Here is a 16,807-nt window from a genome sequence, read left to right as displayed (position 1 = left end):
TATGACTGTATTAAACGCCATTGTAAAAGACAAAGCGGAATATTTGATTGCACGTAAAGCAAGCCAACCATTATCAGAATTTGCGCACCAAATAGAGCCTTCAACACGCTCGTTTTATCAGGCATTAACTCAGCCTAATACTGTTTTTATTTTAGAGTGTAAAAAAGCATCGCCCTCAAAAGGTCTAATCCGTGCTGATTTTGATCCCGCGATGATTGCAAAAGTTTATCAGCCTTATGCTGCTGCAATTTCGGTATTAACAGATGAAAAATATTTTCAAGGAAGTTTTGATTATTTACGTCAAGTTAGCCAAGCCGTACATCAACCCGTTTTATGCAAAGATTTTATTATTGATGAATACCAAATCTATTTAGCACGTTTTTATCAAGCAGATGCCATTTTATTAATGCTCTCTGTCTTAAATGATGAGCAATATCGTGCACTATCAGCCGTTGCTCATCAATTAAATATGGGCGTATTAACCGAAGTTAGCACCGAAGAAGAGCGCCAACGTGCCATTAATCTCAATGCCAAAGTTATTGGTATTAATAATCGCGATTTGCGTGATCTCTCTATCGATTTAGTGCGTACCCAGCAGTTAAGCCAAGGATTGCCTAAAGATGCAATCGTGATCAGTGAGTCGGGTATTCACACCCACCAGCAAGTTCAAGCATTAAGCCAATATGCTAATGGTTTTCTGGTCGGTAGCGCCTTAATGTCTCAAGAAAATATTGACCAAGCGGTAAGAGCGCTAGTGTTGGGAAAGCATAAAGTGTGCGGGTTAACTCGTACACAAGATGTAACAGCAGTTTACCAAGCCGGTGCTTATTATGCTGGATTGATTTTCGCGGAGAAATCCCCTCGTAAAGTGACGTTGTCACAAGCACAAGAGTTGATTACACAAGCACCTTTGGCTTTTGTAGGCGTTTTTCAAAACCAATCTATGGAGCTTATTTGTGACTATGCTGAAAAACTTAATTTAGCTGCCATTCAACTACACGGACAAGAAGATGCTCAGTTTATTGAGCAACTTAGACAAAGAATTCAACCTAACTGTGAGATTTGGCAAGCAATAAATATGGCAACCCACGCAGATATTTCTCCTGTGTCACACGTTAATAAATATGTACTTGATAACGGCACTGGTGGCACAGGAACAACGTTTAATTGGCAAAAAATTCCTAATACATTACGTGAAAAAGCGTTACTTGCAGGCGGTCTTAACAGTGAAAACTGTTTGGATGCAGTTAAAACAGGTTGTATCGGGCTTGATTTTAACTCTGGAGTAGAATCGGCTCCTGGCATAAAAGATGCACAACGTCTGAACCAAGTATTTACACAGTTACAGCTCAGCTAAATTTCACAAAAATAAAATTTTAAACAGGATGACATCACAATGAGAAAACTTAACCCCTACTTTGGCGAATTTGGTGGCCAATATGTGCCTGAAATCTTAATTCCTGCATTGGATCAACTCGAACAAGCTTTTATTGATGCGCAAAACGATCCCTCTTTTCAGCAAGAATTCCAAGATTTATTAAAAAATTACGCAGGCAGACCTACGGCTCTCACGCTCTGTCGTAATTTAACGGAAGGTACGCGAACTCGTTTATATCTAAAACGTGAAGATTTACTGCATGGCGGTGCGCATAAAACTAACCAAGTATTGGGTCAAGCCTTGTTAGCAAAACGTATGGGTAAAACTGAAATTATTGCAGAAACAGGTGCGGGTCAACACGGTGTTGCAACTGCTTTAGCCTGTGCACTGCTTAATATGAAATGCCGTATCTATATGGGAGCTAAAGACGTCGAACGTCAATCGCCTAACGTATTTCGTATGCGCTTAATGGGTGCCGAAGTGATCCCTGTTCACAGTGGTTCATCTACCTTAAAAGATGCGTGTAATGAGGCATTACGTGACTGGTCTGGTTGTTACGATCGCGCGCATTACTTATTAGGAACAGCGGCAGGTCCTCATCCTTATCCAACCATTGTTCGTGAGTTTCAACGTATGATTGGTGATGAAGCTAAAGCACAAATTCTAGAGCGTGAAGGTCGTCTACCTGATGCGGCTATCGCTTGTATTGGCGGTGGTTCTAACGCTATCGGTTTATTTGCTTCTTTTATTCCAGAAACTTCGGTGCAACTCATTGGTGTTGAGCCTGCAGGAAAAGGTATTGAAACAGGTGAACATGGCGCACCACTGAAACACGGAAAATTAGGGATCTATTTTGGTATGAAGTCCCCAATTATGCAGACTGATGAAGGACAAATTGAAGAGTCATATTCAATTTCAGCCGGTCTTGATTTCCCCTCTGTCGGGCCTCAGCACGCACATTTAAATAGCATTGGTCGTGCTGATTATGTTTCTGTTACCGATGATGAAGCCATAGAAGCATTTAAAGCACTTTCTCGCCGTGAAGGGATTATTCCAGCCTTAGAATCTTCTCATGCCTTGGCTTATGCACTGAAATTAATTGCACAAAATCCTGATAAAGAGCAGCTATTAATTGTCAATTTATCAGGCCGTGGCGATAAAGATATTTTTACTGTAAACGATATTTTAGCAGCAAGAGGAGAAATCTAATGAGCCGTTATCAAGTATGCTTTGACGCATTAGCACAAAAACAGCAAGGCGCATTCGTTCCTTTTGTCACATTAGGTGATCCTTCACCTGAGCTGTCATTACACATTATTGATGCGTTAATTGAAGGTGGCGCAGATGCATTAGAGATTGGTATTCCCTTTTCCGATCCTCTTGCAGATGGTCCTACTATTCAAGGTGCTAATTTACGGGCACTGAATATAGGTGTAACTCCCACTGATTGCTTTGCACTTTTAGCAAATGTGCGCAAAAAACATCCTAATATTCCTATTGGCCTATTAGTTTATGCCAACCTTGTTTTTAGTAATGGTATTGATAATTTTTATAATAAATGCGAGCAAGCAGGCGTAGATTCTGTCTTAATTGGTGATGTACCTTTACGTGAATCAAAAGAGTTCCGTGAAGCAGCACAACGCGCAAATATCAGTCCTATTTTTATTTGCCCTCCTAATGCTGATGATGAACTTTTACAAGAATTAGCAACATCAGGTAAAGGTTATACCTATTTACTATCAAGAGCAGGTGTAACCGGTACAGATAAACGAGCAGAACAATCACTAACACATCTTACTGACAAGCTAAAAACCTATCATGCTCCCCCTGCATTACAAGGATTTGGAATTTCAGAACCTAGACAAGTAAAAGAAGCGATCGAAAATGGCGCGGCTGGTGCAATTTCGGGCTCAGCGGTTGTTCAAATTATTGAGAAAAACCTACATCAGCCAGAGGTAATGCTTAAAACACTGACTCAATTTGTTAAAGAAATGAAAGCGGCAACTATTGCCTAATTGCCCTTTTTGATCCGCTTTAGAGGAATAGTTTGCTATTTTTCTAAGCGGATTACTCTGAAATCCACAGTGATTAACGCACGCTTTTTATTGCTTATTTTGCTGCTTAACCCGCATAAAATGGTGCTATATCCCCTTTTCTCTTATTTCAAGAAACTTGAACTGCACTGATAAAAATTTGGCAAAATTTTATTTTTTGCACATACTTTATAAAGCGCTTTATATTTTCTTTTCAGAAATACTCAATCAATAATGTAATTAAAAGGAGTTTGATAATGAAACTATGGGCAAAAATCTCCGCTGTTATGGCAGCATTACTTATGGCGTTTACCTTATCAGCATGTTCTCCTACTGCAACATCAGAAGGTACTGGGGGTTATTTTGATGACTCCGTGATCACCACTAAAGTTAAAACAGCATTAATAGGTGAAAAAAATCTTAACTCAACACAAATTAGCGTCGAGACATTTAAAGGTAAAGTTCAATTAAGTGGTTTTGTCTCTTCTCAAGCGGATGCCAACCGTGCCATTGAAACAACCCGTAAAGTTACAGGCGTAAAAGGTGTTATCAACTCAATGGTGATCCGCTGATCCCCTCTTTATTCTAGTCTTCCTTTAGCCTTACTTTTTAGACCACCCTTTCGGTGGTCTTTTTTTGCCAAGCACGTCATTCTCAGCATGAGCTTTTATCATAAGACAGATCAATTTTTATAAAAAATGCCAATAGATTAAAAAAAGGTTGTTTTTATCCAGCCTTAAAAATCGTTCACAAAAAGAACAATCAAAAAGAATAATTAATCATTTTATGATTAAAACCTAATCTTCTTATTTTTATGAATCTCCCTTATCTTAAACGCCTTTTATTCTTTTTTTATTTTTTTCTATCTCTTGGTGCACAAAGCGCTTTGACTAAAATAAAATGAAAGATGTGTTTTAAATACATCTACATGGTACCTTCTTTTATTTACTAAAAGATCATTCGTTTTTAATAAATAAAAATACACTTTTTTATCTTATTAATAAGGCAAAAATATAAGATATATATAAAATACACCTTTGTTGATGTTTTAATATTAAATGTTTTATCTAAAATACATCTTTTTCTATTTATCTCTATTTTTAATTACCCACAAATGATGTATTCAACAATAAAACAGAGACTTTATATAATCTAAAAGTGACAGGTTTGGTTCAGATTTAAAAGATAAAAAAAGCGAAGATAATCTTCGCTTTTAATTCTGAATTATTCTTTTAAAGAAAGAATAATTAGAAACGGTAACCCACACCAAACATAAATACAAATGGGTCTAGGCGTGTGCTAATTGATTGTCTATCTTCACCCGCTTTAAATTTAACATCCGTTTCAATATTCATCCACCAAACAGACGCATTCAGCATCCAGTTTTTATCGAGGTTATAATCTAGACCGGCTTGTGCGGCAAAGCCCCATGAATCCTTCAAATCTAAGTCAGAAAGACCTGCGTTTTTACCTGCTGAATTAAATTTCTCATCAAAGAAAGTGGTAAAGTTCAGACCTGCACCTAAATAAGGGCGTAGTTTGTCTTCGCCATTACCGAAGTAATATTGTGCCATTAATGTTGGTGGCAAATGTTTAACAGTCGCAATTTCACCAAAGTTTGTTAATGATACTTTGTGCTCAAAAGGAGTAGCTGCTAATAATTCAACACCAATATTATCAGTAATCATATACCCAAAGGTTAAACCTAGTTGGGTATTATTATTAGCTTCGAAATGCCCAATATCTAATACATTATCAGAACCGGCATTAGGACGAACAGTTGCAGTGCCTGCACGGAATAAAAAATCACCCGCTTGATGAGCAAAAGAAATAGAAGGCGCAAGAGTTGCAGCCGCTAAAATAAGCGCAGAAAGTTTTTTCATTATTTAACCCATTCCTGTAATAAGTAAAATCTCCGCTAAAAATATAACCATTTATTGATAATTATGATCTAATACCGATCACAACTTTGGAATTATTTTTGCGGAAAGTGTTATTTCTCTTTTTATTATTTATCAATGCGATTATTTATAATTGATCCACATCAAATTACTCATTAATACAATTTTTTCTTATAATTTAATTTATTCTTAGCAATACTTTTTGAATAAAAAATATCCTAAAAAGATATATTTAAAAATAAGGTTGTTTTTTTGTTAAAACAATGTTTGCTTTATTTTAAATAATGAGGGTATTCTGATTATTAACATCAAGAAAAAAACGAATAAGAGAAGTAAGAGAAAATATCCCTTTTTGTTGTTGTAGCAGGTACAATAACGCGCATTGACACCGTCTATTTTTATAGGAGCAGTTTCATGCCTACCACGGCACGCACAATCTACCGAGACAGTCTGAATTTTTATAAGAATGAACAACGTAGTATTGTGATACTTTCAGCTATTCTAGCCATTCTATTAGCTACCATTTACTTGATGATTGGGCCTAACGCACAAGAATCACAGTTAATAAACGAATTTATTATTAACTTTCAAAAAACGAGATTCTCAGATATCACACCAGCTGAATTAGAAGCAATGAATAACAGTGTTGTGGGGATCTTTAAAAAAGTATTAATGATTTATATTTTTGAATTACTACAGCAAAGCATCCTTGTCTTGGTCATTCTAATGCTTGCCATGGCGCTCTCTACAGGTCATAACGTCACATTAAGTCAAACATTTAATGCAAGCTTACCTCGTTTACCTAAAATGTTTCTATTGATTTTACTGTGCTCTATTTTGATTAGTGCGGGCTTTATGCTCATTATTCCTGGGATCATTTTATTAGTTGGATTTGCACTTGCTCCAGTAGCTTTAATCCGCCAACAAAATCTGGGAAAAGCGATCCGCTTAGGTTGGAAAACGGGATTTGGTGAGTCAGGTGCACTTATTCCTGCATTAGGGATCTGGATTTTATTGCAGTTTGGTGTAGGTATTTTTAGTAATATGGCTGTTGGTTTACCCGATTTACTCCATAAATTTTTATTCTATTTCTTAAAAAATATGACTTCAGCTTGGTTGGTTATTTACTTGTTTCGCTTGTTTATGTTGGTTGAAAACAAATACACAACACAACACTCGCGCTAATTTATTCAAAGCATAGCTACCTACAAAATTTACCAATAAAAAATCCCGTGTATAAGTGAACTGGGGTCAGTTCAAAATTAACGACTTATCACGGGATTTTACTTTTTATTTATCAACACTCATAAAACTTCACTAGAATACTTAAGGTGTTGATGTCTGACTTTCTATCGGCACTTCTGATATCGATGATTTGTTGTTCTCTGCTTCTTGTTTTAATGCCTCTTTTCTGGCTTCTTTTTGTTTCTCTTTAATTTGCTGTCGGCTTTGATAAAGTCGGATCACAAAGTAGAGATCAGGAGCAATAATCAAGTCATCTTCATTTAGCAAAATTCTGTTACGTTCAATCCAGCGATTTAACTCCGTTCTGCGCCCAGCTAAAACCAATTTAACGCCTTTTATTCGTAACTCTCGTATGAGTTCATCAATAGCCGCAAATACGCTGACATCGTCATAGGTAAAACTTACCGCCGCATCTACAGCTAACCAGGCTGGGCGTTGAGGTGCGCTATCAACAAGTTGAAGTACCCGTTTTTTAAAGTAACCCACATTAAAATAAGTCAGAGGTGAATTAAAACGGTACATCATTAAGCCTTCAATTGGCTCAATTCCATTATCTTTATTCATTGAATGAACCATTCCTTGTTCATCAATACCCAATAGCTGATCGCTTGGCCGAAAAACAATACGTAAAAATTGCAATAAACCTAATAGAACAGCAAAACCAATACCATTAATCAATCCGGCTAATAACACGGCTAATAAGGTAAATGATGCCAAGGTAAAGGCTTGTTTATTACGTTTACGATAAGACCAAATATGACGAATACTAAGCAATGACCAAGAAGAAACTATCAACACAATCCCTAACGAAGACAGTGGAATATAAGCAAGAAAATCGGTCATAAATAACAACACGAGCAAAATCATCAATGCGGCGATAATAGAAACTAATTGCGTTTTACCCCCAACAGAATCATTGACTGCGGTACGGCTACTTGCCGCACTTACAGCAAATCCTTGTGAAAGCGCGGCCGCAATATTGGCAATACCTAATGCTTTTAATTCTTGGTCTGCATCGACGTCATAACCATTTTTGCTGGCAAAACTGCGCGCTGTCATCATAAAGCTTACAAAGCTAATGACCGCCAAGTTTATGGAGGGAACCAATAATTCTCGTAATACACCAGGATGAAATCCACTCATCGAAACGACTGGCAGAAATAGGTCAACATTTCCCGCCTCTTTATTCACAATAGCAATACCATAGCTTGCTAAATCAAATTGCCAGCTAAGATAAGTCATCACAACCATGGCGATTAATGGTGCTGGCCATCGGCTACGAAAATAGCGAATACCCAATAATAAGGCGAGAGTTATCGCTGACATCAATACCGTAGGTAAGTGTGCATCCATTAATCGAAATGGAACTTCAATGAGTTTTTCAATTAAGTGATCTGGCGAAGTGTCAAAACCAAATACTTTACTAATTTGCCCAACCATAATGGTGATCGCCACACCATTTAATAGCCCTTGAAGAATAGGACGAGATAGAAAGTCAGTAAAAGCGCCTAACCGAAAGTGGCTGGCTAAAATACACCAAAACCCCGTCATTGCAGTCATGATAATTGCAAGTTGCCATCGTGTATTTTCATCACCAGCAGATAATGGAATAACGACTGCAGCAATAACGGCACACGTTGCTGCATCAGGTCCCGTAATTAATTGGCGAGAAGTACCAAATAATGCATAAATAATCATGGGGAAAATACAGGCATACAATCCAACAATAGCATTAATGCCTAATAATTCGGTATAAGCAATGGCAACAGGTAGTGCGACGGCAGCAACCGAAAGCCCTGCTTTTAAGTCATAGCCAAAATATTCACGCTTATAGTTAAATAATAAGCCTAATCCTGGCATCCATTTTATTATTCTTTTTCCGTTCATTGATTTCCTCTTATCAGAAATACTTTTTTATTTATGCATTCATCAAAAAGTGGCGGGTGATAATGATGAGTTAATGAATCATATACTAGTGTAATATTTAAATCCTCTTTCATAACTCAAGCTTGAGTTTTAATTTTACATAAACGCAATTACGTTGACTTTTCATTGAGTTATTTCAGAAAAAAATAGCGTTTCTTGTATAAATTAACACTCTGTCGTTAAAGATATGCAATTGTTTACCCATTTTCTGTCGCTTTGCATTAGAATAGCCAAGTTTATGAATTTAATTACCATAGGTTCCTATCTGTTATGAAAAATGGCTGGCTTAAGCAATTACTTGATTTTGCTCCACTATTAGTGTTTTTTATCTTTTATAAATGGCAAGATATTTTCTATGCTTCAGGTGCATTAATTATCGCAACGTGGATCTCAGTCGGCTTGACATGGCTTATTTTCCATAAAGTTGAGAAAGCTCCGCTCATTACCGCCATTGTGGTCACTATTTTTGGTTCATTAACCATCTTCTTCCATTCTGCTGATTTTATTAAATGGAAAGTGACAGCTATATATGCCATTTTTGCCATCGTTTTAATTGGTATGCAGTTATTTACACCCAAAACGTTAATGGAAAGAATGTTAGGCAAAGAGCTTGCTATGCCGCCTGCAAATTGGAAAAAACTCAATATTGCATGGGTAATTTTCTTTTTTGCTTGTGCTCTTGGTAATATTTATGTGGCATTTTCTTTGGCGGAAGAGACTTGGGTTAATTTTAAAGTCTTTGGGTTAACCATTTTAACCTTTATCTTTACTATCGCTAGTGTGGTTTATATCTGGAATAACCGTTTACCAGAAGAACAACCTGAAGACGAAACGACAGAAAATAGTGAACAAGCATTATCAGATGATGTGACAAAACAAGCATCTAAACCGACATCACATGATGCTCATTCAAAATCTGAATAATCATTTTTATTTTATTGGGAGATGCGTGCTCTAAATAACTTAAGTTGTAGTCAACAACGCTACAGCTTGAAGTATGACGGGTAAATATCTCCTTGGTTTCAACATTATTTTTATTTACAGATACATTATTCCCCATGACTGAACAACAATCTTTGCCTAATGGTGAGCTCGTTTTACGCACCCTTGCCATGCCTGCTGATACTAACGCCAATGGTGATATTTTCGGTGGCTGGTTAATGTCTCAAATGGACATTGGTGGTGCAATTTTAGCAAAAGAAATTGCGTTAGGTCGTGTCGTTACTGTAAGCGTAACAGGCATTACCTTTCTTAAACCTGTTGCTGTTGGCGATGTCGTTTGTTGCTATGCGCGTTGCTTAAAAACAGGTAACTCTTCAATTACTGTTAATATTGAAGTCTGGGTTAAGAAAGTCGCCACAGAACCTGTCGGCCAGCGCTATCGTGCAACAGAAGCTGTCTTTACCTATGTTGCCGTTGATGAGAATAATTCAGCTCGTCGCTTACCGGAAGGTAAAGCCCATTTCACGCTAACAAGTACAATGGAATAAAACGTCATTACGACAATTCGATTACGAAGAATAGCGCGAAAATATTAAAAATCGGGATACTAAAAAAGGCACTTATCAAAGTGCCTTTTGTTTATTGGATAGCTAATAACTGATATTACTTTATTTAACCATTGAACTTTATCAAAATTAGCTTGTTGATATTCCCGTCATTTTGAACTCAATAACAACCACTTTTCCTTTATAAGGAATTTTTTCATAACGCCACTGGCGCATGGCTCTTTTCACTTCACGTTCAAACACGTTTTTTGGATCAGCAGAAATAACTTCTACATTGTCTACTCGCCCTTCAGCATCAACATCAAAACGAACTTTAATTGATCCTTCAATACCGACAGCTTGTGCCCGTGGTGGGTATATTGGTAAACCTTGGCGTACTGCATTTGGTACTTTTCCTTCACCATTGCTTGCCACTGCAACCGGTTTTTCATCGCCTTTATCACTTGGCTTTACCGTCGGATTAAGATTTTTGAGATCATTACCTTTATTAACAACTAAAGGTTGTGGTCGCTCAACAGGCGGTTTTGGTTTGTCCACAGGTTTTGGCTTAGGTTTCGGTTTTGGTTCTGGTTTTTTCTCTATTGGTTTTTCGATAATAGGTTTTACATCAGGAATGGGTTCTGGCTCGGGTTCAGGTTCAACAACCGGTTCAGGTTCTGGAGGCGTGACTTCTTCGACCACAGGTTCTGGTTCACCTGCTGGCTCATCTGCTGCAAATGCCAACATCTGTATAGAGATAGGCTCAGGTGTAACTGGCTTATCTTCTACGGCATATAACATCGCAGCCGCAACAAGTGAGGCATGTAGACAAAGTGATATGAGTACCCAAAGCTTCCAACGCATAACTGATCTTATTTCACCTAAAGAAAAAATATGCCCCTAGTTTAAATGCAAATAGCAATCATATTCAATAACGTTTAGCAAAATGATTGATATTAACTGTTAAAAAGTGAAATTATGAGTTCCATTCTATATGTTGTACAAATAAAAGTGCTCTATGTTTTCTAGAAGTATCAAGTTTGCGCAGCTTATAAATTCGGAAATTACGACGAGATTGCCCTTCTAACCATCGACGTCGTTTACGTATAGCTTGTCTCATCATCCGCCAACGAGCTACTTCAGTCCTACTGTGTCTCATGCTATCAGCACCTATTTTTTCGAATAAGTGGACTATTATAAGACGTTCATTTTGTGATCCAAGGGGTGATTTATGATTTGCTTGATTTTCATCCATTATTTGAGCATTTCTCACAAAGAAAAAATGAATAAAGAGTTGTATCTTATTGCTTATTTGATGCTTATCTCTTAAGAAAGAGATTTGACAGAGATAATAATCCTGATTTAATAACAACATTCGGCAAATAACAAAAATAATGAACTATTTTTAGTAATTTGTCTTTAGCTTATCCATGCGATTCATTTTCAACGGAAAATAGCTCTACTATGACAACATTTTATACTGTATTAAGTTGGCTAACCTTTTTCTTCTATTGGCTATTAATTGCAGGGGTCACATTTCGTGTCCTAATGCACCGACGACCTGTTACATCTACAATGACATGGTTATTGATCATCTATATTCTGCCATTAGTCGGGGTTATTGCGTATTTTGCTTTTGGTGAATTACACCTAGGAAAACGACGTGTTGAACATGCTAAACAGATGTGGCCTTCTGTTGTTGCGTGGCTTGAAGAACTGAGGAAATGTAAGCATATCTTTGCTACCAGTACGAGCGATGTTGCGACCCCTCTTTTCCAATTAACAGCTAAACGCCAAGGTATTAAAGGTGTTAAAGGTAACAAAATTGAGCTTTTAACCACCTGTGAAGACTCACTAAATTCAATTACACGCGATATTAATAATGCTCGTGATAACATTGAAATGGTCTTCTATATTTGGCAATCAGGTGGTTTAGTCGATGAAGTCACCGATGCCTTAATCAGAGCCGCCAAGCGTGGTGTAAAATGCCGAGTCATGGTTGACTCAGCAGGGAGTTGGAATTTCTTCCGTACTAATGGCCCAAATGCAATGAGAGCAGCGGGCATTGAATTTGTTGAATCACTGCATGTTAATTTATTCCGTTTCTTCTTACGCCGCATGGATTTGCGTCAACATCGAAAAATCGTATTGATCGATAATTATATTTCCTACACAGGAAGTATGAATATGGTTGATCCTCGCTATTTCAAGCAAGATTCCGGTGTGGGTCAATGGATTGATATTATGGTAAGAATGGAAGGCCCTGTTTCTACAACATTAGGTATGATTTATGCCTTTGACTGGGAAATGGAAACGGGTGAGCGCCATTTACCCCCTCCTCCTGATGATAATATTATGCCTTGTGAGCAAGAAAGCGGCCATACAACACAAGTCATCGCTTCAGGCCCTGGATTTCCTGATGAGCTAATTCAGCAATCACTTATTACAGCCATTTACTCTGCAAGAAAAGAATTGGTACTGACAACACCTTATTTTGTACCTAGCGATGATCTTGCTCATGCAATCTCAACCGCTGCAATGCGCGGTGTGAATGTGAGTATTATTGTTCCTCGCAGTAATGACTCTTTTCTTGTACGTTGGGCAAGCCGTTCATTCTTTACAGAAATGCTCGAATCAGGTGTAAAAATATTCCAATTTGAAGACGGTTTATTACATACCAAAAGCGTGATGGTTGATGGACAACTCAGTATGGTAGGTTCAGTTAACCTTGATATGCGTAGCTTATGGTTAAACTTTGAAATTACCGTTGTCATTGATGATGAAGGTTTTGGAAGTGATTTAAGTATTGTTCAATATGATTACATTGCCCGATCAACAGAGTTAACCATGGATGAATGGGAAAAACGACCATTCTTAAATCGGGTATTAGAGCGTATCTGCTATTTCTTTAGTCCTCTGTTATAACAGAAATGTTATAATCAATAGACTACTAAGAACAGGCAACAAATAACTGTGCTAAATTAGTAAAAATGCGATACAAATAGCGCGATAATTATTGGAACAATAAACAGGCATTACCATGAATGAACCAACTTTAATCAGTGAAGACGATGCTTTAGAACAAGCTTATGATCTATTTTTAGCCCAAGCAGCTGATAATTTAGATGTTGCAGACCAATTATTGTTTAACCTACAATTTGAAGAAAGAGGTGCTGCTGAAGTGGTTGCATTAGGTAATGATTGGCAATTCATTGTTGGCCAGCCTGTCACATCAGCCCGTTTTAGCGAAGTCATTATTGGCCTTGCTCCAGACGATGATTCCGATATTGATGATATTTTTGGTCGAGTCCTAATTAGTCGCGATCCATTACAGCCTATGTTCCATATTATTTGGAAATCATAATCACTTTTATCCTCACCTGCTTATATTTTAGCAGGTGATTTTTTATTTCAAAAAGAAATAAAATGAGTGAAAGCCACTTATTACGCGTAATATCAGCTACTCAAAGCATTTAGATGAATGAGCAATAGTTAAAAACATTGTCCCCTCTCTTGTGAGTGTACTGCCTTGTTTTATTGGTGGTGATTTGACCATTCTATCTATTTCAGTTGAAGAAAATTTATCACTTGCTTCATTATAAAAACACAAACATTGATCTTTGCTCACATGACTATAGACATTTAATGTATCCATACAATATTCAATAACTTTATTTTCTTGTGATTCAGAGCAAGCGGGTAGTAAAAATAAAGATAAAATAACAATTAAGGTTTTTTTCATAACTATTCCACTATTTGGTTAGATTTATTTAATTATGAAAAAATTATTTCATTAAAGCAGGGAAATTATCACGATATAAATCAAATTTGAGTGGATAATTATTATTTACATAAGATAAATAGAGAGGTTTTTTACTTCCCACCATTTTGTATCCTTAATATTTCTTTATTTAGTATTTATACTTATTTTTATTTAGTCTTAAATGTAACAATGGAAAAGGATTACCCTGTCCATCTAATTCTGAACGCCCTATTTGTTCAAATCCAATATAAAGATAAAAGCCAATCGCTTGAGGATTTTGCTCGTTTACATCTAACTCATCAATATGCAATGTATTTATCGCAAAGGTTGTAAGTAATTTACCACAGCCATGCCCCCTAGAATTCGCATCAACAAAAAGCATTTCTAACTTGTTTTCTGCTGTACCTAAAATCCCGTGAATAACATTATTATTGTCTATCGCAACATAGGTATTAAGCATAGGAAAATACTGTTCTACAATATCTTTTTTAAGCGATAAAATGATATCTTCAGATAGAAATGCATGCGTAGCTCTAACCGATGACTCCCAAACAGCTATCATCTCATCATAGTGCGAAGGTTTTGCTTTTATTACAGTTAACATAATTTTCTTTCCATAAAACATGGCATCTTAAAGATCCTTTATCGACAGTCAAGCAACACGAATAAAAAACACACATTTAGTGTATATTAAATAATCTCTGATAAGTTAATATCCCAAATATAACGATAATTATTAACATTTATATTAAAAAGGCCACTTCAAAAATTGATGTGACCTTTTAAAAATATGATTTATTAGTATAAAATTAGAAACGGTAACCCACACCTAATACCCAAGTACCAAATTTAATATCATCTAATTTTGAGTATTCATAAGAGGCATCAATTGCCACGTTTGGAATTGGATTGATTTGTAAACCGAGCCCATAACTTATAGATACTTTATTTTCATGATGTTCTTCAGAAGGATCTTTATACTGAACATTAAAAATACTTGTACCGATTAAACCATACGCATTAATATATTCATTAAAACGATAACTTGGCCCACCTGAAAATAGATAATAAGTTACATCACTATGCCCTATATTTTCATCATTCATATCATAGCAATCATATTTTTTATTATTATAAATAAACGAACCTATAATACCAAAACCATTATCTATCTTGCGATCATACTTAATATTAAACCCCTTAGGATCGTCATCTACCTTATCACCACCTACTTTTATCTGGCTTTGTGCATAGCCTATAGACAACGTGTTTTTCAATGTGGCAGATGCATTAAATGCCATTATTGATAATATAATGGCTGTAATGGGAATAAATAATTTATTTTTCATTAAATGTCTCGATATTGTTTTTTAATTAAAATTAAAGAATTAAGTAATAAAATATGGTTTTAATTGCAATTAATTCAATATTATTTAATATTAAATCTCACTTAAAATAATAAATCAAATTAAAACACAGATGAACATTTTATTTTAAATGTAAAAACAATAAAGACATTACTTTAAATAAATGTTGATAACAAAAGAATTTATTTAAATAAAGAAAATAAAAAGCATTAAATTTCAGATAGGATAATTAATTTTGATATTATTTATATTTCTATTTTATAAAGCCTAAAAAGGCTACCTAACGTAGCCTTTTAAAAATATTATTTATTAGCTTAAAATTAGAAACGGTAACCCACACCTAATACCCAAGTGCCAAATTTTGCATTATCTAATTTTGAGTATTCATAAGAAGCATCAATTGCTACGTTTGGGATTGGATTAATTTGTAAACCTAATCCATAAGCCGTAGACGTTTTACTGTATTCTTCATTAACATAATAATATTTATCATCTTGACTAACGTGACCAAACCCAATTAAACCATATGCACTGAAATAGTCATTAAAACGATAGCTAGGCCCAGCCGTTAATGAAGTATAACCAATTTCAGTTGAACCGATTTTTCCCCAACGACTATAATAATTATAAGTTAATTTTGTGTGCGTCAGTGATCCAATAACACCCCAATCATTATCAAACTCATGGTTATATTTAAAGTTAATTCCTTTAGGATTATCATCGATTTTATCATCATTCACTTTAATTGAACTCTGAGCATAACCTACTGATAAAGTATTATCTAATGCTGCTTGTGCATTAAAAGAAAGTGTAGAAATCGCTAACAGTGATGCAGAAAAAAACAAATTACGGCTCATCTTTATTCTCTATATAAAAAATGATAGACAAATGGAACTAACTTAGAATTTAGTTCTCTTATTAAATTAAGTGTAACACTCAATAAATTTTATTTATAAATAATACGTTATCAATCATATTTTATAAAGAGAATCTTATGATTAAACTTATAATTAAAACACCATTCGCCTCAACAATAAACTTACCTTATTTCTCGCTATTATTAAGGGAATATTAAGATTATAACATTATAAAAAAGAAGTGACTTTAATTTACCATTAGTTACAATCGCAGTGTAAATATGATTAAAACTACGATTAATGTTCTATTTTTATTAATCAAAAAAATAAAAGACAGCCACTAAGTCAAATTAACTTATCTTGGTCTATGGAAGATTAATTAATATTTAAGTGAGATTTAAAGCGCTAAGTCCAGCTCAATACCAAACTCAGCCTTTACTTAACTCATTTAAACTATCCAATAAACTGGGGTTAGTTCAATAAAGTCTCTTTTTCTTTTATGTATTATTAGCAAGTTGCATTTTTAACCAAAAACTTTGCTGACATAAATTAAAAAATTCTTTTCTACAAGGAGAAATTGGTTTGTTATTAGACTCTACAATTTCCCAAGTTATCCAATGTTCAGGACATTGAGCGTCATTATCATAGTGTTCTGTTTCTATCTCTTCTGTGCATTTCAAAATCACGCCATCAGGAAATAACCAAGTATGAGTTGCTCTAGTTATTTCTGTTAAGTTATCTAAAAATTTCTGCGTACTTAATACTTGATAACTATCTTCTTGGTTTACAATTTGAGATATATACTTCGCTAACATCACCTGCTCTCTTGTTTTATTTCTTATTATTTAGT

The 16,807-nt window shown here is 35.4% G+C and carries 17 protein-coding genes and 1 pseudogene; 9 read left to right on the top strand and 9 right to left on the bottom strand.

The genetic code is table 11. The features are described from left to right. Position 1 precedes the first annotated feature (1 nt). From trpCF to B6258_RS11075, 4 genes are all read left to right on the top strand, one after another. A complete protein-coding gene (trpCF, locus tag B6258_RS11090; protein WP_099075302.1) occupies positions 2-1,357 on the top strand; it encodes a bifunctional indole-3-glycerol-phosphate synthase TrpC/phosphoribosylanthranilate isomerase TrpF in 1,356 nt (451 codons plus the stop codon). Between the two features lie 39 nt (positions 1,358-1,396). Then, the gene (trpB, locus tag B6258_RS11085) at positions 1,397-2,587 is read left to right on the top strand and encodes a tryptophan synthase subunit beta (RefSeq protein ID WP_036937130.1); all 1,191 of its coding nucleotides are present in this window, start codon (positions 1,397-1,399) and stop codon (positions 2,585-2,587) included. Further along, a complete protein-coding gene (gene trpA / locus B6258_RS11080) occupies positions 2,587-3,393 on the top strand; it encodes a tryptophan synthase subunit alpha (protein ID WP_099075301.1) in 807 nt (268 codons plus the stop codon). The genes trpB and trpA overlap by 1 nt, the downstream gene beginning before the upstream one ends. Positions 3,394-3,668: 275 nt before the next feature. Next, positions 3,669-3,983 (top strand): BON domain-containing protein, encoded by a 315-nt coding sequence (locus B6258_RS11075; protein WP_006536978.1) that lies wholly within the window; start codon positions 3,669-3,671, stop codon positions 3,981-3,983. A 675-nt stretch (positions 3,984-4,658) separates the two neighbouring features. Here the strand turns inward: B6258_RS11075 and ompW are convergent. Continuing rightward, on the bottom strand, positions 4,659-5,294 hold the full coding sequence (ompW, locus tag B6258_RS11070) for an outer membrane protein OmpW (RefSeq protein ID WP_099075300.1): 636 nt from the start codon (positions 5,292-5,294) through the stop codon (positions 4,659-4,661). Positions 5,295-5,726: 432 nt separating this feature from the next. Here ompW and B6258_RS11065 point away from each other — a divergent pair, with 432 nt between their 5' ends. Beyond that, on the top strand, positions 5,727-6,497 hold the full coding sequence (locus tag B6258_RS11065) for a YciC family protein (protein WP_099075299.1): 771 nt from the start codon (positions 5,727-5,729) through the stop codon (positions 6,495-6,497). 141 nt (positions 6,498-6,638) lie between these two features. Here the strand turns inward: B6258_RS11065 and B6258_RS11060 are convergent, their stop codons facing one another. After that, positions 6,639-8,444, bottom strand: coding sequence for a SulP family inorganic anion transporter (locus B6258_RS11060; protein ID WP_099075298.1), 1,806 nt, complete (start codon positions 8,442-8,444; stop codon positions 6,639-6,641). Between the two features lie 309 nt (positions 8,445-8,753). On the opposite strand from B6258_RS11060, the pseudogene B6258_RS11055 reads away from it, so the two are divergent. Beyond that, positions 8,754-9,302 (top strand): annotated as a pseudogene (locus B6258_RS11055) (septation protein A); the annotation flags it as partial. A 239-nt stretch (positions 9,303-9,541) separates the two neighbouring features. Next, positions 9,542-9,973, top strand: coding sequence for an acyl-CoA thioester hydrolase YciA (gene yciA / locus B6258_RS11050; RefSeq protein ID WP_006536988.1), 432 nt, complete (start codon positions 9,542-9,544; stop codon positions 9,971-9,973). A 147-nt stretch (positions 9,974-10,120) separates the two neighbouring features. Here yciA and tonB read toward each other — a convergent pair whose 3' ends face one another. After that, on the bottom strand, positions 10,121-10,834 hold the full coding sequence (gene tonB / locus B6258_RS11045) for a TonB system transport protein TonB (protein WP_099075296.1): 714 nt from the start codon (positions 10,832-10,834) through the stop codon (positions 10,121-10,123). 112 nt (positions 10,835-10,946) lie between these two features. Then, positions 10,947-11,129: a YciY family protein gene (locus B6258_RS11040; RefSeq protein ID WP_036913581.1), complete on the bottom strand. Its 183-nt coding sequence runs from the start codon at positions 11,127-11,129 to the stop codon at positions 10,947-10,949. 305 nt (positions 11,130-11,434) lie between these two features. On the opposite strand from B6258_RS11040, the gene cls reads away from it, so the two are divergent. Further along, positions 11,435-12,895: a cardiolipin synthase gene (gene cls, locus B6258_RS11035; protein ID WP_099075295.1), complete on the top strand. Its 1,461-nt coding sequence runs from the start codon at positions 11,435-11,437 to the stop codon at positions 12,893-12,895. Between the two features lie 109 nt (positions 12,896-13,004). Then, positions 13,005-13,334: an HI1450 family dsDNA-mimic protein gene (locus B6258_RS11030; protein ID WP_414153736.1), complete on the top strand. Its 330-nt coding sequence runs from the start codon at positions 13,005-13,007 to the stop codon at positions 13,332-13,334. Between the two features lie 96 nt (positions 13,335-13,430). Here the strand turns inward: B6258_RS11030 and B6258_RS11025 are convergent, their stop codons facing one another. The 5 genes from B6258_RS11025 to B6258_RS11005 form a co-directional block, all read right to left on the bottom strand. After that, positions 13,431-13,712, bottom strand: a complete 282-nt coding sequence (locus B6258_RS11025; protein WP_099075293.1) for a hypothetical protein — start codon at positions 13,710-13,712, stop codon at positions 13,431-13,433. Between the two features lie 169 nt (positions 13,713-13,881). Continuing rightward, positions 13,882-14,337, bottom strand: a complete 456-nt coding sequence (locus B6258_RS11020; protein ID WP_099075292.1) for a GNAT family N-acetyltransferase — start codon at positions 14,335-14,337, stop codon at positions 13,882-13,884. A 205-nt stretch (positions 14,338-14,542) separates the two neighbouring features. Beyond that, a complete protein-coding gene (locus B6258_RS11015; protein WP_099075291.1) occupies positions 14,543-15,082 on the bottom strand; it encodes an Ail/Lom family outer membrane beta-barrel protein in 540 nt (179 codons plus the stop codon). Between the two features lie 338 nt (positions 15,083-15,420). Further along, on the bottom strand, positions 15,421-15,957 hold the full coding sequence (locus tag B6258_RS11010; RefSeq protein WP_099075290.1) for an Ail/Lom family outer membrane beta-barrel protein: 537 nt from the start codon (positions 15,955-15,957) through the stop codon (positions 15,421-15,423). A 497-nt stretch (positions 15,958-16,454) separates the two neighbouring features. Further along, complete coding sequence (locus tag B6258_RS11005) at positions 16,455-16,772, bottom strand: hypothetical protein (protein WP_099075289.1); 318 nt, start codon at positions 16,770-16,772, stop codon at positions 16,455-16,457. Positions 16,773-16,807: the final 35 nt, after the last annotated feature.

The sequence above is a fragment of the Proteus alimentorum genome, assembly GCF_002607735.1.
Classification (GTDB): Bacteria; Pseudomonadota; Gammaproteobacteria; order Enterobacterales; family Enterobacteriaceae; genus Proteus; species Proteus alimentorum.
Note: the sequence above shows the minus strand (reverse complement) of the source record. Positions and strands in the feature narration are given on the sequence as shown.

What these genes read in the sequence shown, in the direction of transcription:
- trpCF (WP_099075302.1), top strand. Translation starts at nt 2, where the DNA reads ATGACTGTATTAAACGCCATTGTAAAAGACAAAGCGGAATATTTGATT.
- trpB (WP_036937130.1), top strand. Translation starts at nt 1,397, where the DNA reads ATGAGAAAACTTAACCCCTACTTTGGCGAATTTGGTGGCCAATATGTG.
- trpA (WP_099075301.1), top strand. Translation starts at nt 2,587, where the DNA reads ATGAGCCGTTATCAAGTATGCTTTGACGCATTAGCACAAAAACAGCAA.
- B6258_RS11075 (WP_006536978.1), top strand. Translation starts at nt 3,669, where the DNA reads ATGAAACTATGGGCAAAAATCTCCGCTGTTATGGCAGCATTACTTATG.
- ompW (WP_099075300.1), bottom strand. Translation starts at nt 5,294, where the DNA reads ATGAAAAAACTTTCTGCGCTTATTTTAGCGGCTGCAACTCTTGCGCCT.
- B6258_RS11065 (WP_099075299.1), top strand. Translation starts at nt 5,727, where the DNA reads ATGCCTACCACGGCACGCACAATCTACCGAGACAGTCTGAATTTTTAT.
- B6258_RS11060 (WP_099075298.1), bottom strand. Translation starts at nt 8,444, where the DNA reads ATGAACGGAAAAAGAATAATAAAATGGATGCCAGGATTAGGCTTATTA.
- yciA (WP_006536988.1), top strand. Translation starts at nt 9,542, where the DNA reads ATGACTGAACAACAATCTTTGCCTAATGGTGAGCTCGTTTTACGCACC.
- tonB (WP_099075296.1), bottom strand. Translation starts at nt 10,834, where the DNA reads ATGCGTTGGAAGCTTTGGGTACTCATATCACTTTGTCTACATGCCTCA.
- B6258_RS11040 (WP_036913581.1), bottom strand. Translation starts at nt 11,129, where the DNA reads ATGAGACACAGTAGGACTGAAGTAGCTCGTTGGCGGATGATGAGACAA.
- cls (WP_099075295.1), top strand. Translation starts at nt 11,435, where the DNA reads ATGACAACATTTTATACTGTATTAAGTTGGCTAACCTTTTTCTTCTAT.
- B6258_RS11025 (WP_099075293.1), bottom strand. Translation starts at nt 13,712, where the DNA reads ATGAAAAAAACCTTAATTGTTATTTTATCTTTATTTTTACTACCCGCT.
- B6258_RS11020 (WP_099075292.1), bottom strand. Translation starts at nt 14,337, where the DNA reads ATGTTAACTGTAATAAAAGCAAAACCTTCGCACTATGATGAGATGATA.
- B6258_RS11015 (WP_099075291.1), bottom strand. Translation starts at nt 15,082, where the DNA reads ATGAAAAATAAATTATTTATTCCCATTACAGCCATTATATTATCAATA.
- B6258_RS11010 (WP_099075290.1), bottom strand. Translation starts at nt 15,957, where the DNA reads ATGAGCCGTAATTTGTTTTTTTCTGCATCACTGTTAGCGATTTCTACA.
- B6258_RS11005 (WP_099075289.1), bottom strand. Translation starts at nt 16,772, where the DNA reads ATGTTAGCGAAGTATATATCTCAAATTGTAAACCAAGAAGATAGTTAT.